12 protein-coding genes are annotated in these 13,726 nt (G+C 57.4%); 6 read left to right on the top strand and 6 right to left on the bottom strand.

What is annotated here, in order from left to right:
* Window positions 1-7: 7 nt before the first annotated feature.
* From CCGE525_RS29500 to CCGE525_RS29485, 4 genes are all read right to left on the bottom strand, one after another.
* Window positions 8-1,009, bottom strand: a complete 1,002-nt coding sequence (locus CCGE525_RS29500; protein WP_120707771.1) for an acyltransferase family protein — start codon at window positions 1,007-1,009, stop codon at window positions 8-10.
* A complete protein-coding gene (locus CCGE525_RS29495) occupies window positions 1,006-2,298 on the bottom strand; it encodes an O-antigen ligase family protein (protein ID WP_120707770.1) in 1,293 nt (430 codons plus the stop codon). The genes CCGE525_RS29500 and CCGE525_RS29495 overlap by 4 nt, the downstream gene beginning before the upstream one ends.
* A gap of 9 nt (window positions 2,299-2,307) precedes the next feature.
* Window positions 2,308-3,582, bottom strand: coding sequence for a polysaccharide biosynthesis/export family protein (locus CCGE525_RS29490; RefSeq protein WP_120707769.1), 1,275 nt, complete (start codon window positions 3,580-3,582; stop codon window positions 2,308-2,310).
* 82 nt (window positions 3,583-3,664) lie between these two features.
* The gene (locus CCGE525_RS29485; protein ID WP_120707768.1) at window positions 3,665-4,345 is read right to left on the bottom strand and encodes a sugar transferase; all 681 of its coding nucleotides are present in this window, start codon (window positions 4,343-4,345) and stop codon (window positions 3,665-3,667) included.
* Window positions 4,346-5,083: 738 nt separating this feature from the next.
* On the opposite strand from CCGE525_RS29485, the gene CCGE525_RS29480 reads away from it, so the two are divergent.
* The gene (locus CCGE525_RS29480) at window positions 5,084-5,374 is read left to right on the top strand and encodes an exopolysaccharide production repressor protein (RefSeq protein WP_120707767.1); all 291 of its coding nucleotides are present in this window, start codon (window positions 5,084-5,086) and stop codon (window positions 5,372-5,374) included.
* Between the two features lie 88 nt (window positions 5,375-5,462).
* Window positions 5,463-6,473 carry a glycosyltransferase family 2 protein gene (locus CCGE525_RS29475; protein WP_120708694.1) on the top strand — a complete coding sequence of 337 codons (1,011 nt, stop codon included), beginning with the start codon at window positions 5,463-5,465 and terminating at the stop codon, window positions 6,471-6,473.
* Between the two features lie 12 nt (window positions 6,474-6,485).
* Here CCGE525_RS29475 and CCGE525_RS29470 read toward each other — a convergent pair whose 3' ends face one another.
* Together CCGE525_RS29470 and CCGE525_RS29465 are read right to left on the bottom strand one after the other, a co-directional pair.
* Window positions 6,486-7,430 (bottom strand): polysaccharide pyruvyl transferase family protein, encoded by a 945-nt coding sequence (locus tag CCGE525_RS29470; protein ID WP_120707766.1) that lies wholly within the window; start codon window positions 7,428-7,430, stop codon window positions 6,486-6,488.
* An 89-nt stretch (window positions 7,431-7,519) separates the two neighbouring features.
* Window positions 7,520-8,479: a glycosyltransferase family 2 protein gene (locus tag CCGE525_RS29465; protein WP_120707765.1), complete on the bottom strand. Its 960-nt coding sequence runs from the start codon at window positions 8,477-8,479 to the stop codon at window positions 7,520-7,522.
* Window positions 8,480-8,598: 119 nt separating this feature from the next.
* On the opposite strand from CCGE525_RS29465, the gene CCGE525_RS29460 reads away from it, so the two are divergent.
* The 4 genes from CCGE525_RS29460 to CCGE525_RS29445 all read left to right on the top strand — a co-directional run bounded on the left by CCGE525_RS29460 (window position 8,599) and on the right by CCGE525_RS29445 (window position 13,713).
* Window positions 8,599-10,086 (top strand): lipopolysaccharide biosynthesis protein, encoded by a 1,488-nt coding sequence (locus tag CCGE525_RS29460; protein ID WP_120707764.1) that lies wholly within the window; start codon window positions 8,599-8,601, stop codon window positions 10,084-10,086.
* 382 nt (window positions 10,087-10,468) lie between these two features.
* Entirely contained in the window at window positions 10,469-11,584 is a 1,116-nt protein-coding gene (locus CCGE525_RS29455; protein ID WP_245472204.1) for an acyltransferase family protein, read from the top strand.
* Between the two features lie 9 nt (window positions 11,585-11,593).
* Entirely contained in the window at window positions 11,594-12,397 is an 804-nt protein-coding gene (gene exoK, locus CCGE525_RS29450) for an endo-1,3-1,4-beta-glycanase ExoK (RefSeq protein ID WP_120707763.1), read from the top strand.
* A 107-nt stretch (window positions 12,398-12,504) separates the two neighbouring features.
* On the top strand, window positions 12,505-13,713 hold the full coding sequence (locus CCGE525_RS29445; protein WP_120707762.1) for a glycosyltransferase family protein: 1,209 nt from the start codon (window positions 12,505-12,507) through the stop codon (window positions 13,711-13,713).
* The last annotated feature ends 13 nt before the right edge of the window (window positions 13,714-13,726 follow it).

Here is a 13,726-nt window from a genome sequence, read left to right as displayed (position 1 = left end):
GTATCCCTCACGCCGGTGATGGGCGTGACCTCTGCCAGCTCAAGTTTTTCAATAGGTTGCGGAGCGGCTTTTCGACCGCTTCGTAGGCGCAGACGCCCAGCAATGTGCCCGTAATGACGGCGATGAACGTCGCGACGTCGGACGGCATCTGCGTGGATGCCACCAGTTTCGTAACCACCGAGATCGCCAACGTATGCCAGAGATAAATGGAATAGGAGCTGTTGCCGAGATAGGTGAGCAGCGGAATATTCACAAGCTTGCCACTGCGCTCCAGCGACACCACGCCAAACACCAGTGCCACGGCAAGTGGGCCGCAGGTCAGTTCGTTGAAGGCGAGGCCGTAAAGCTGGATGGCTGTAAAACCCAGCAGCGCGAAGACGACCAGAGCAAGGCCGAGGCCGGCGCCCGGTGTTTTGCCCGTTAGCCACAGCCGCCCAAGGATCGCACCGGCGACGAATTCGAGGATGATCGGCCGCGTAAAGGTGAGAAGCAATGACGATTGCGGATTGAAGATGTTGCCGGCAATGACGAAGGCAAGAAAGATGCCGGCCATGCTGGCAAGCTGCAGGCGACGCGGCAGCAACAGAGTCGCGGCAAAGATGACGTAGAAGAACATCTCGAAATCCAACGTCCATCCCTGCACGAGGACCGGCCAGATCGAGCCGCTGCTCGGCGAGCGGACGGGGATGAAAAACAGCGAACCGAGGGTGTGGCCAACCGTCAGCTTCATATTCGGAAACAGGCCGGCGAGTGCGCCCGCAATCATGATGGCGGTGACGATCCAGTAGGACGGCGCGATGCGCTGCAAACGATCGAGCAGGAAGCGCAACGGCGTCACCGGCCGGCGCTCGCTCATCGTCCACATGATAAAGCCGCTGATGACGAAAAAGACGTCGACGCCGGCCGCCCCGACGAGGAAATGGTCGTCGGTGCGCTCTGCGGCGTGGAACAGGACTACCGCGAGAGCGGCAAAGCCGCGCAGGTATTGAATGCCATAGAGAGTTTTCATCTGCTGATCTGCTGCTCCCAGCTCACCGGCGGCGCAAACTCCAGTCGATCGTCGGGAGCGAGCGGAACAAGCCGTTTCGCGCGGGTCTTCATCGCCAGCTTGCCCGCCGTGAAATAGAACAGGAACGAGCCGACGTGGTAGGGATTGAGAATGTCGATCTCGACGAAGGCACGGATCATAAGGAGTGCCGCCACGCCCAAGAGGATATAGGATTCATCGTTTCTGATATCGCCCAGAAACCGCCTGAGATGGCCTATGACGGCGGTGAGCAGGATCGCGACAAGCAGGGAGACGCCGATCAGGCCGGTCTCGACGGTCGCCTCGATGAAGGTGTTGTGGAAATGGAAGCCGGCGCGGGATTCGATGAAGAATTCTTCCCACAAGCGCTCCGGCTCGGAAAAACCTTGTACCCAATAGGCCTGGTAACCGACGCCAAAGAAGGGATGCTGCGCGGCGGTTTCGATGCCTTGTTGCCATAGATAGGTACGACCCGTCAGCGTCGCGTCCTTGCCGAATGCACCGAGCACGGCGCCGACGCCGCCGAGATTGACACCGGCGACAGCGACCGCGAGACCGGTTATGGTCAGGACGACAAACAGCCTCTTCCGCTGCCTCGGCGACAGGAACAGGGCGGCGCGCATGCCGATGCCGAGCGCGACGACCACCCCCGTTGTCAATACCGATGTCGCCGATTGCGAGGCGAGCAGACAATAGGTGGACAGCAGACCGGCAATGCCTGCCCCAACCATCCAGATGCGGCGCTCGCCGAGGATGAAGACGGCGGCGAAAGCGAAATAGATGCCGAGCGAGGCGTAGAAGCCGAGCTGATTCTTCGAAGCGAAAGCACCGACGAAGCTATAAGTGCCGTCGAGCGGATCATAAGCGGTGTAGCCAAAGAGGATCGAATAGATCAGCACAATGCCCGCACCGGCAATCCCGCCGCGGGTAAGCGTACGGATATCAAGCGTGCGCATGGCGATCAGTGCACAGACGATGTGCGTGATATACTGGATTGCGGCGCGCGCCGTCACTGAGGGCACTGCCGACCAGAAGATCGAAAGGCAAGTAAAAACACCGAAGGCGAAGAGCCAGAGCTGCTTTTGGTAGCTACCGAGCACGCTGCGATAGTCCATCAGCACCAATGGAAACCAGAGGGCGTAGTAGGCGATGATCGAAGGCTGCCCGAAGCGGGAAGAGTATGCGAAGACGAAGAAAGAGAGTGCAACAGCCACCATGCCATAGGTGCTGTTGCTGCCTGGACGAATAAAGGTCGATTTGGCGATCTGCATCGACCCCCCTTATCGCATGGCCAAAGCGGCGCTGACCTTGATGAGGTCACCGGGCATAACCTGGGTATTCTCGTCCGCCTGAATTTCTTTCGGCTGGCCGTTGTCATCGCGCACGATGGTATAGGCGACTTTGACGTCCTGACCGCCGGGATCAATATTGCTGGCATCGGCAGACTGCGCGACCGCTTCCTGCATCAACGACTGGCTCGTGGAAAGCTTGAGCTGCAGGGTTTCCAATTGGGTATCGGTATCCTGCATGTCCTGGGCAAGCGAATTTTGCCAATCGTTGCGCAGCGTGGCCTCGTCCTGATCGGCCTTGCTGATGCTCTGCTTGGCGTTCAGCGATGCCGTGTCGGTATCCAAGAGATTGGTCTCCACGTCGGAGGCGCGCTGTTCGGCCGAGATCTTACGTGAGGCAAGTTCCAATCCTTTTTCCGCCAGGCTCTCGACTTTGTCGCGGTCCGCCTTGGCCAGTTCGAGCTGGCGGCTTAGCGTGTCGGTTTTCTTCCCCAGCGCCTCGACCTCGCTTTGCAGCAGTACTTTCAGGTCCGCCAGCGCCTGCAATTGCGTCGACATGCGCACGCTACGCGCTTTCATCAGCGCCTCTTCGCTGGCAAGCAGATCAGCCGATTGCGGCAGTTTTTGCAGCTCCGGAGGGACATCGATCTGATCTTTCCCTGCGAGTTCGGCCAACAGACGCTGCTTGCGCATCAGCAATCGTCCGCGCTCCGCCATGAGGACGACCGCGTCGCCCTTGGCGTTGATGAAATCGCGTGCGAACCGCTGGCCGGCATCAGCACGTCGCGTGCCGCCACCGAGGCTGAGTGCCTTAAGGACAGTGAGATTGGGTACAAAAGGGTATTGGCCCGGATTCTGAACTTCGCCGGCGAGATAGATCGGCCGGAATTGCGAAAGCTCTACAGAAGCCGAAGGCCGATCGCGCAGACCGAATTGTTTTTGCAGCCCAACACCGATTGCTTGGGCAATTTCGTCCGTTGTCTTCCCGACAGCCGGCATATCGCCGATGAAGGGAACGGAAACCGAGCCGGAGGGGCCGACGGTGTAGTCACCCGAGATCGTCGACCAGTCGCGGATCGTGCCCTCCGCGGTCTGCCATTCGGCAACGCGAATGTGCAGCTTGTCCATGACGCCCAAATGATATCCAGGAAGATTATCGGCATAGCTGCGGCCCGACAGCATGCACAGGCTGAGAAGAACTAGCGCCGTACAACGAAAAGGTGTGGCTACGCCAACAAACTTACGAGGAGTTTGAATTTCAATCATGCAGGATCTTCCCTGTTATTTGACTGCAGCCCGCATTCGCGCGGGAAACCGCAGGAATTCTCCTGCGGCATCTGCGTTCGTCTTAGTAGCTGCCGCGCGACAGGCAGACCGCAGGTATGGTTTTGGCGATGATGAGCACATCGCTGCTGAGCGACCAGTTCTTGACGTAATGCGTGTCGAAAGCGACACGGCTGGCATAGGATACGTCATTACGACCGCTGACCTGCCAAAGACCCGTCAGGCCAGGACGAGATTGGAGGTAGTAGATCGCGGCGGTCTCGTAGAGTTCCAGCTCGTCCTCGACGACAGGGCGCGGCCCGACGACACTCATTTCACCGCGAATGATGTTGATAAGCTGCGGCAGCTCGTCGAGGCTGAGTTTGCGAAGCACCGCGCCGACAAGGGTTACGCGGGGGTCGTTCTGCAGTTTGCGTGTTGCACGCCATTCTTCCATTGCTCGTGGGTTCGCCTGCAGATAGGCCTGTAGAACCTTGTCGCCGTCGACAACCATGGTACGGAACTTCAGGCAACGGAAGGTTTTGCCATTATGTCCGATGCGGCGATGGCCGTAAAAGGCTGGGCCTCGATCCGAGAGCTTCACCAAGAGCATAAGCATAAGGAAGATGGGGCTGATGAAAATCAGCGCCGTCAAAGCGGTTGTGACGTCGAACGCCCTCTTTAGGATTCCACCTGTTGGCGGAAAGACGTCGTTTTCCGAAGCGCTGAAAAAAGCCGATGTGGCCGATCTCGTCGCAGACTTCATAGAGATGACTCCATTCATGTTGGCGAATTGGTCGGGAATGTCTCGGGCGCCTAGTTAGCGCTGTGCATGACGGAGTGTAGGTGTCGATTATGATTTTTTAAGCCAAATTTTTATGGCGACACGGATTCGTGGGGGGAGATTGCTGCCGATGCGGCAGATTTGATAAGTTTAGGTACTTCTTATATAATAACTATACTAAAGAATGTATTGTATAGAAGGCTAAAAAACCTGCGTCTTACGTTACGGATGGTGAGGTAAAAGAATGTTAAAGGCTATAGAGAGCGCTTTGTTCATCGGCTCTTGTTGGAAAGGGCTTTGCTCACTCTTGATCGTTCATGCACAATCTTGATTTTTCAAGAAAAATATTGCGCTGCAATACCATATTGCGATGCACATATTGACGTTCGCGAGGACCGGACTTTGTAATAAAAGTTGATTGAATTGTTTGAAATGCGGGTCAACAGCCCGCATCGGCTAATATCATGAAAATTGTATATACGCGCTTAATGAACAACCTTAATGAGAAGGGCAAAGAAAGAGAAAACACATCAAGTCCAATTGCGCATATTTCGGGGGCCTAGTTTTAACGAGTGGTGGGTAAAGTCGTATTCATTCGTAACAGACCACCATCACTCGGTTGAATCTAAAAGATTCATTAAATATATTTGCCTTGTGGGTCTATTTTGGGAGGCGAGACCTTGACCGCTTTTTTTGTAATTGTGCGCGCGAGGTAATGTTATGTATGCGCCACGTTTTTTTGTCAGCATGCTCGGCGCCCTGGCCGTATTTGCCATTGCGACCTATTTCCTGACGCAGTCTCTTTCGACCACGTTGATCGAAACGGTGATTTGCGCCGTACTGCTGCAGATCGGTTACTTTCTTGGCGTGCTTTTCCTCGTCTGGAAAGAACAGAGGGCGCGAAACGCGTTATTGAATGAAGATGCGGCCGCAATGCCGATGCGTGACGACGACAAGGTCACCGGCTTGCACGCCTCCAACCTCAACCGTTCCGAACCCTTCAATCCGTAAGGTCGCCGCTTGGTCGATCTTTTGGCAATCGTGTGGTTGCCGATATCCGATGCCGTCCTAAGTCTCCGGCAGAACCATGGAGGCTAATGTGACTAACAGTGCCCAGAACAACGTCTGTGTGATCATCGCCGCGAAGAATGCCAGCGACACCATTGGCCTTGCCGTCGCTTCGGCACTACGCGAGCCCGAAGTGGCTGAAGTCGTTGTCATCGACGATGGTTCGACAGATGGCACCGCCGCCGCCGCCAACCTCGCCAATGACGGCAGCGGGCGTCTCATCATTCAGGAATTCGAGAAAAATCGCGGCCCTGCCGCAGCACGCAATCACGCAATCGAGATTTCGCGCGCACCTCTGATCAGTATCCTCGACGCCGACGATTTCTTTTTCCCCGGGCGCTTCAAGCCGCTACTCTCTGGCGACGATTGGGATTTCGTTGCCGACAACATCGCTTTCGTCAATGCCGATACGGTCTCGGATGCTTTTACGATGCTCGATCATTTTGATCCGAAGCCGCGTTTTCTCGATCTGGTCGCCTTTGTCGAAGGCAATATTTCCAAGCGCGGCGTCCGACGCGGCGAGATCGGCTTCCTGAAGCCGTTGATGCGACGATCGTTTTTAGACGCTCACGGCCTGCGCTATGACGAGGCCCTGCGTCTCGGCGAAGATTATGATCTCTATGTGCGGGCGCTTGCCAAGGCTGCTCGCTACAAAGTCATCCATAGCTGCGGTTATGGCGCGGTCGTGCGCAGCAATTCGCTGAGTGGTCGCCATCGCACCGAGGATTTGCGGCGTCTTTACGAAGCCGATCGGGCGATCCTCGCGGCCGGCGGGCTTTCGCCTGCGGATGCAGCCGCCATTCGCCGCCATGAACAACATGTTCGCGGCCGCTATGAGCTGCGGCGTTTTCTGGATATCAAGGGGCAGTCTGGTCTGGCTGCTGCGGCCTCTTATGCGTTGGGTAAGCCCACCGCTATTCCGGCCATTGCCGGCGGCATTCTTGCCGACAAGACGGAGCGTTTTCGCAAGGGCGGCGGTGCGCCGATTGCTCATTCGGGAACGAACGGCCTGCGCTACCTACTGCAGGCCGCTCCCGAATAATTCTTCGCCGTGTCAGAGGTAGTCGCGGCGCACGCCTTCAAGAACATCCCAAAGACGCTGTTTGCGGTTGGCAAGTGTCGCATCGGCGCTCAATTGCGGCTTCGCCTTGCTGGCCTGCCAAAGCCCCAGCGCCGAGGGTACGGCAAGCGCCTGTTTTGCCATCACCCGTAGACGGGTCTGCTCGGGGTCGGTAAGGACCATCGTCTCCCCCTGCCGGCGTTTCTCCTGCTCTTCGACGGCCTGCTCGTCGCGTTCGAAACCGACGCCCCAGAACCGGGCACCCTTGGCGATCGCTTCGGCGCGGGTGGAGACAGGTATAAGTTTTGGCGCATAGGTAACGCCGAGAGAGCGGGCCCAATCGTTCCACTTGAAGCTGTTGATCGCTCGCGACGTGCTGACGGCGATCCACGGCACGCGGAAGGCATCGGCCAAGATCGCACCGTGCATGGATTCGGCGACGATCAGCTCGGATGTCGCGATCTCGCGGATCACGGCCTTCGCCTCGCCGCGAGGGTCGAGATAGGAAAGGCCGACGGTCTTGCATATCTCCGGCCAAATCCCAGCGGCAGCCGATTCCCAATGCGGTACGAAGGTACGGCGTTTGGTTTTGGGCAGGTTTTTGAATTCCGGCATTTCGGTCACCATCACCGCCGGATCGACGATGCCCATGTCCTGTGGAACGCCGACTTTTTCCGCCGTCAGCGGGCCGCGCACGCAGCGGATATCCCATTCGTTCCTGTCGCGCATATCGGGGAGCGAGCCATAGCCAAAGCCGCTGCCGATGACGAGCTTGCGGCCCTCAAGCGGCAGTATCAGGGTATTGAGGACGGTGCCGACACCGACCAGCAGTGTTTCTTCATGCACGTCGCGCAGGCCCGGGAGCAGAAAATCCCAGAGCCAGAGATTGAGATCGTCACCGAAATTGCCATGGGTGGATTCCCAGTGGAACGGCTTCATGCAGGTCTCCTTGGTGATCTAGATAGTAGCCGAACACGTGTTGGCTTTTGACTTGTATGGCATCGACAGCTTTGCTGCAGGTGCGAAAACTAGGGCGCAAACTTGCCCGCGGCAAGCTGCATCGCACTCTGCAATATCGCGGGATCGCGCCACGCCCATTTTGCCAGGAGCCCGAATTGGGGGATTCGCCGCCGACGTAATTGTCGTGCTTGGCTCCATAGCGCCTGTTTGCGGGCGCGGTTTTTGTAAACGCGAATGGCCGCAACGTCCTGAGGCCGGCGCAAAAACCGCTGTTCGAGCGTGTTAAGCGCCGTCCAGGTGTTGAACTGCTGGTGCAAGAATTCCGGTGAATCGTTATCCACGCCGTGAAAGATATTCATACCCTCGCCACGCAGCGCCCCGGTATCTTCACAAAGCAACACGCGTTTGGCCGCTAGGATGCAGTCGCAGAAGAACAACACATCCTCCGCCGCCAGCCGCAAGGCGGCTTCGAAGCGGATTTTCTCGAACAGTGGCCGACCGATAACCATGCAAGAGAGATGCAGAAAACTCCAGTCTTTCAACATAACGCTGGCGATCTCGGGAGTTTCGACAACCGACGGCGTTTGGGAGAGACGAGTGGTATCGATCGATTTGGACAGCTCCGCGATGCCGAAATGGTAGGAAAATTCCTCGCCACCTTCGATCGAGTCCCAATAACAATCGGCATCATGGCGCGTCAGCGCTTCGAAGGCGTTGCTCAGATGCAGCGGCGCCCATTCATCGTCGGAATCGAGGAAGGCAACAAAGCGGCTCGAGGCTGGCACATTGTCGAGGCCGGTATTGCGTGCGCCGCCTGGGCCGGCATTGGCCTGACGTATCACCCTTATTCGGGCCCGATCCTCTTCCCCAAGCGATTGAAGCTCGCTTTCCGCCGTAATCGGCGATTCATCGTCGACGACGAGGATATCGAAATCCTGAAACACTTGCCTAGATATCGACCTCAATGCGCGCTGCAGAATGCCTGATTGCTTCTGGTAGAAGGGAATAACAATCGTAATTGACGCCATTTTTCCGCCTTTACGGTTTCACCAAAGAGTTTGCGGCCCCCTCTGTGGGGTCGCGGCCATGTGTTTTTCGACAATCTCCACCACTCATTTCAGCCGGTCCCAAGAGATAGGATGTCGCAATGACCTCAACAGTTAGTGCCCGTTCGATTACGAACAATGTCGGATGGAGCGTTTTATCCAAGACAAGTACATTTGGATTGAAATTCATTACCGTGCCAATCCTGGCCCGCATCCTCAGCCCCGAGCAATTCGGCGTCGTCGCCGTAGCGATGACGGTGGTGCAATTCCTGGCCATGATCGGAGGAGCCGGGCTCACCTCGTCCCTCGTCATCCAGGAGAAGGAGGACATGCTGACCGTCCACTCGGTCTTCTGGGTCAATTTGGCAGTATCGACGCTGATGGCGGTGGTTCTCTACGTTTTCGCCGATTTCTTCGCAGCACTTTTGGGCGCCAAAGAGGCGGCCTACCTTTTGCGCATCATGGCCTTCATGATCCCGATCCAACTTTCTGGCGACGTCGCCTATTCGATCCTGGCGCGACGGATGAACTTCAGCAAGGATGCGGTCTGGAGCATGATTTCGGAGTCCGCCGGCGCGTTGATGGCCGTCGGCTTGGCCTATTTCGGGTTTGGCGTCTGGTCGCTCGTTGCCCAGCTTTTCGTTTCGGGCACTGTGCGCCTCGTCGGTCTTTATAGCGTCTCCGGTTATTTTCCACGGCCCGTCTTCTCGTTCAGCCGTGTCAAGGGACTGACGAAATTCTCCTTCGGAATGATGGGTTCGGAAATGGCCAATTTCGTCACGTTCCAGTCACCGATGGTGATCATCGCCCGCTATCTGGGCCTTGCCGATGCCGGCGCCTATTCGGCCGGCAACCGCTTCGCCAGCATTCCGAACCAGGTCGTGCTCTCGGCAGTCATGGGCGTACTGTTTCCAGCCTTCAGTCACATGGTGCATGACCGCAAGCGCCGATCGGACGCGCTGATGCTGAGCACGCAGGTGACGACGGTCCTCTTGGCGCCGATGATGTTCGGGCTGTGGGCGATCGCTCAGCCGGCCATGCTGGTGCTGTTCGGACAGAAATGGGCCTACGCCTGGCCCGTGCTCGGACTGCTGGCTATCTCCAAGGCGATCCTGACGCCCTGCAGTACCTTCATACCCTATCTCAAGGGCGTCGGCCGCGGCAATGTTCTGTTCTGGTCGGCGATCATCCGCGCCATCATAACGACTGCCGCCGTCGCCTATGGAGCGATCACCGGCGACCTGATCACGGCCATGGTCTGGCTTTGCATCGTCAGCGTCGTCACGCTGATCTTCTATTCCTGGGCGGTCTTTCGTGCCGACGGCACGCCGTTCTTCCAAGGCCTCTACATCAGCAACCGCCCGATGATCACCGCCCTCATCATGGCCCTGATTGTTCGCTTCATGCTTGACCATATGAAGACGCAGCTGCCAAGCGCCGCCCTGCAGGTCGTGGTCGGCTCGGTGGCAGGCGGAGCGGTCTATGCCGTGCTGGTTCTGCTGACCGAGGGTGCCCTCGTCCGCAAGCTGTTGGAACTTGTTCGCTCACGCAGGATGCCAAAGGCAGAACCACAACTCGTAGGTGAATGATCCTATTCTCACTTTCTCAAGAAGCTTGCATCGCCGCCCTAATTTGATCAAGTTTGGTCGCGGAATCTGCGGCGATGCAAAAAAATCCTCGGCCGGTGGAAAAAAATTTGATGCCGCTGCAGCGTGTATTTCCTTTTCGTTCACATAATATTACATCCGCCTTAAAATCGTTTTAAACCAGACACTTCCAATATAACTAGCCCGTTTGGGTTATATGCCTATCCAGCGTTTTCGCCGCGAAATGGCTGGCTTTAGAGCTCAAATACCCCCGTTTTTTGCTGCAGTGCCATATTTCCTTTCCCGAGATCGCCCTAGGTTAGGTCTGCGGGCTCTGGTCTGCTCTGGTTGAAACGGCCGCAAGGGGGAGCGGTCCGAAAAAGGGGTGACAGATATCGTGAACGTGACTGCCAACGTGTCTTCGCGGATCAATCTTATGCGCATCGTGCTTATCTCCGGCATCGTGTTTGTACATATCCCATTCGATACGGATTCCAGCCCGTTCCAAGGCGTCTATGGCTTCTTCGATTGGTTTCGGGTCTTCCTGCGCGACAGTTTGTTTCGTGTCGGCGTACCATGCCTCAGCGCTATTTCCGGCTATCTCCTCTTCCGTCACGGCGAAGCTTCGCTGGATTATGGCAAGACCGTTCGCCGCAAGGCTAAGACAGTTCTTCTGCCGTTCCTGGTGTGGAACAGCGCCTTCTTTCTTCTCGTGTTGATCCTGCAGAACCGCGGTATTGGCGACGGCTATATTCCGGATCTGACGGACGCCAGCCCGCGCACGCTTGCGACACTTCTGTTTGCCGTTGAAGGCACGCCGATTAATTTGCCGCTCTATTTCTTGCGCGATCTCTTCGTTTGCATTCTGCTCTCGCCGCTGCTGGCGATGCTGATCAGCCGCTATCCATTGCCGACGCTGGCGTCCTTGCTACTTCTTGCAGCACTGCCGGTATCGCTAGGCATCGTGCTCAGGAACTCCATCCTCTTCAGCTTCAGCTTCGGCATCTATCTCAGCCTTCATCGCATCGATCTGACAATCATCGATCGATACGCCGTTCGCGTTGGCGCAGCCTTTCTTGTGCTCGCGATGGCTTGGGCGACTGCGGCCTATATTGCCGGGCCGGACTTGCCCGTGTGGCTCGTATTCGGCCGAGATCTCATGGTGCTTGCCGGTATTCCAGGCTTCTGGGCGCTTTCAGCAATCCTGATCAAGAGCCGTCTTGCCCAGCGATTGGCTGAAACCGGCGGCTTGAGTTTCTGGATCTTCTGCGCCCATTACCCGCTGCTGTTCTGCCTCTTTGTTCTCTGGAACCGTAGCGGCGCGGACCCCTATCCTGTCTTCTACCTGCTGGCCGTTGGAATTACCCTGACGGCGCTGCCGCTGACCAATGGTTTGGCGCGCTCCGCCGCGCCCTCCTTCTACAATCTGCTGACCGGCAGCCGGATGCAGCCACGCGCCAGTGTTTTGACCGTCGATCGTCGGCAGACGACTTCCGAGTAAAGGTGATACATGACGAAACCGATCTTCCATGCGAGAAGACTTAGCCTTGTTTCATTCGCCATCCTGAGCGTCGGCCTCCTTCCTTGCGCAGCTTCTGCGCAGGAGGATAAGCCCAACGGCACATCTTTCGTCGACAATTTCGACAGGATCGACAGTGGCCGCTGGTATATTTCCGATGGCTGGAACAATGGGTCGTTCCAGAACTGCACCTGGTCGAAGAAGCAGGTCAGTGTCGACGGCGGCATGCTGCGGCTTCAGTTCACCCAAGCTAAGACCGGCCAGCGCGACTACGCCTGCGGCGAGATCCAGACGACCAAGACTTATGGCTATGGCACCTATGAGGCGCGTTATCGCACCGCGACCGGCTCCGGCCTCAATTCGGCTTTCTTCACCTATATCGGCGAGACCGACAAAAAGCCGCACGACGAGATCGATTTCGAAGTGCTCGGCAAGAATCCCGCACAGGTTCAGGTCAATCAATATATCGGCGCCAAAGGCGGCAACGAGAAACTTGTCCCGGTCGCGGGCGGCGCTGATCAAGGGTTCAACGACTATGCCTTCGTCTGGGAAAAGGATCGGCTTCGTTATTACGTGAACGGCAAGCTGGTTCAGGAGGTTACCAACCCTTCGAAGATCCCGACGCACGCCCAGAAGATCTTCTTCAGTCTCTGGGGCTCGGACACGTTTGGCGGCTGGATGGGCAAATTCGCCTATGGCGGCGGACCGGCAACCATGCAGATCGACCGAGTTGCTTTCACGGCGACTGGCGACAAGTGCCAATTCCCTGAATCGATCGCCTGCAAGCTGAACTGAGATATTCCGGCCGCGGGGTGAATTTCGCAGCCGGAGCAAGAACCCGTGATGCAACACGAATGAAACGAGGCGCCTGGCCACTGCCGGGCACGAGAGCGGAAGTTTTGATGCTGCATATTCTGTATTTCGTCCATGATCTTGCCGATCCCGCCGTCCGCCGGCGGGTGCTTATGCTGCAGGCGGGCGGGGCACGGGTGACGCTTGCTGGATTTCGCCGCGACGACAACGCGTTGGCTGCCATCCATGGTGTGAAACCGATCGAGCTCGGCCGGACGCGTGATGCGCAGTTCGCCCAGCGTATCGCTGCCGTCGCCAAATCCGCTCTGCAACTGCGCCGCTTGCTGCGCTCGGTCGACAAGCCGGACGTGGTCATCGGCCGCAATCTTGAAATGCTGGCTGTGGCCAAGCGCGCCAAATCCATCTTCGGCGGCGATATGCCCGTTGTCTATGAATGCCTGGACATTCACCGGCTGCTGCTGCGTAAAGATGTCTTCGGCGGCGCTCTGCGCGGCCTGGAGCGTCATTTCGGCACGGACGCGGCGCTGCTGCTCACCAGTTCGCCGGCTTTTGTCGAGCACTATTTCCGCTCACGCTCCGGTCTCGATCTGCCGATCGTCCTTCTCGAAAATAAGGTTCTGGCCCTCGAAGGCGGTGACGCTGGCATCGCGGTCACCCCTCGATTGCCGTCCAATGGCGAACCCTGGAAGATCGGCTGGTTCGGTGCGCTTCGTTGCCGCAAATCTCTGGAATTGCTCGCCGATTTCTCCCGCCGGATGGGGGGGCGCTTTGAGATCGTCTTGCGTGGCCGGCCGGCCTATTCGGAATTCAGCGATTTCGATGGTGTCGTGCGCGATGCGCCGTTCATGCGCTTCGACGGGCCCTACAAAAATCCCGAGGACCTCGCGGCGATCTATGGCGAGGTGCAATTCTCCTGGGCGATCGACTTCTTCGAAGAGGGGCTGAACTCCAGCTGGCTATTGCCGAACCGTCTTTATGAAGGCGGCCTGCATGGCGCGGTGCCGATCGCCGTCGATGGCACCGAGACCGCGCGGTTCCTGACAAGCCGCAAAATCGGACTGACGCTCAAAGAGGCGGACCCCACGCATCTCGCCGAACTTCTGGGCAACATGAACGAGGAACGCTATCTCGCCGCTGTCAATGCCTTGGCTGCGCAAGATCGCAGGCAATGGATGACTGACCACACTGATTGCCAAGCCCTGGTGCAGCGGCTTGCTTCTCTTACCCGCACCAGCGGGCAAACCGCCGAATTACAGGCCCTCCCACAACTGCATCGCAATAGAGGTGGATTGCAATGACGATCGGAATATC

It is taken from the genome of Rhizobium jaguaris (assembly GCF_003627755.1).
GTDB classification, from domain to species: Bacteria; Pseudomonadota; Alphaproteobacteria; order Rhizobiales; family Rhizobiaceae; genus Rhizobium; species Rhizobium jaguaris.
Note: the sequence above shows the minus strand (reverse complement) of the source record. Positions and strands in the feature narration are given on the sequence as shown.

Bases quoted from the DNA above. Each gene is read 5' to 3' on its own strand.
- CCGE525_RS29500 (WP_120707771.1), bottom strand. From the start codon at position 1,009: ATGAAAACTCTCTATGGCATTCAATACCTGCGCGGCTTTGCCGCTCTC.
- CCGE525_RS29495 (WP_120707770.1), bottom strand. From the start codon at position 2,298: ATGCAGATCGCCAAATCGACCTTTATTCGTCCAGGCAGCAACAGCACC.
- CCGE525_RS29490 (WP_120707769.1), bottom strand. From the start codon at position 3,582: ATGATTGAAATTCAAACTCCTCGTAAGTTTGTTGGCGTAGCCACACCT.
- CCGE525_RS29485 (WP_120707768.1), bottom strand. From the start codon at position 4,345: ATGAAGTCTGCGACGAGATCGGCCACATCGGCTTTTTTCAGCGCTTCG.
- CCGE525_RS29480 (WP_120707767.1), top strand. From the start codon at position 5,084: ATGTATGCGCCACGTTTTTTTGTCAGCATGCTCGGCGCCCTGGCCGTA.
- CCGE525_RS29470 (WP_120707766.1), bottom strand. From the start codon at position 7,430: ATGAAGCCGTTCCACTGGGAATCCACCCATGGCAATTTCGGTGACGAT.
- CCGE525_RS29465 (WP_120707765.1), bottom strand. From the start codon at position 8,479: ATGGCGTCAATTACGATTGTTATTCCCTTCTACCAGAAGCAATCAGGC.
- CCGE525_RS29460 (WP_120707764.1), top strand. From the start codon at position 8,599: ATGACCTCAACAGTTAGTGCCCGTTCGATTACGAACAATGTCGGATGG.
- exoK (WP_120707763.1), top strand. From the start codon at position 11,594: ATGACGAAACCGATCTTCCATGCGAGAAGACTTAGCCTTGTTTCATTC.
- CCGE525_RS29445 (WP_120707762.1), top strand. From the start codon at position 12,505: ATGCTGCATATTCTGTATTTCGTCCATGATCTTGCCGATCCCGCCGTC.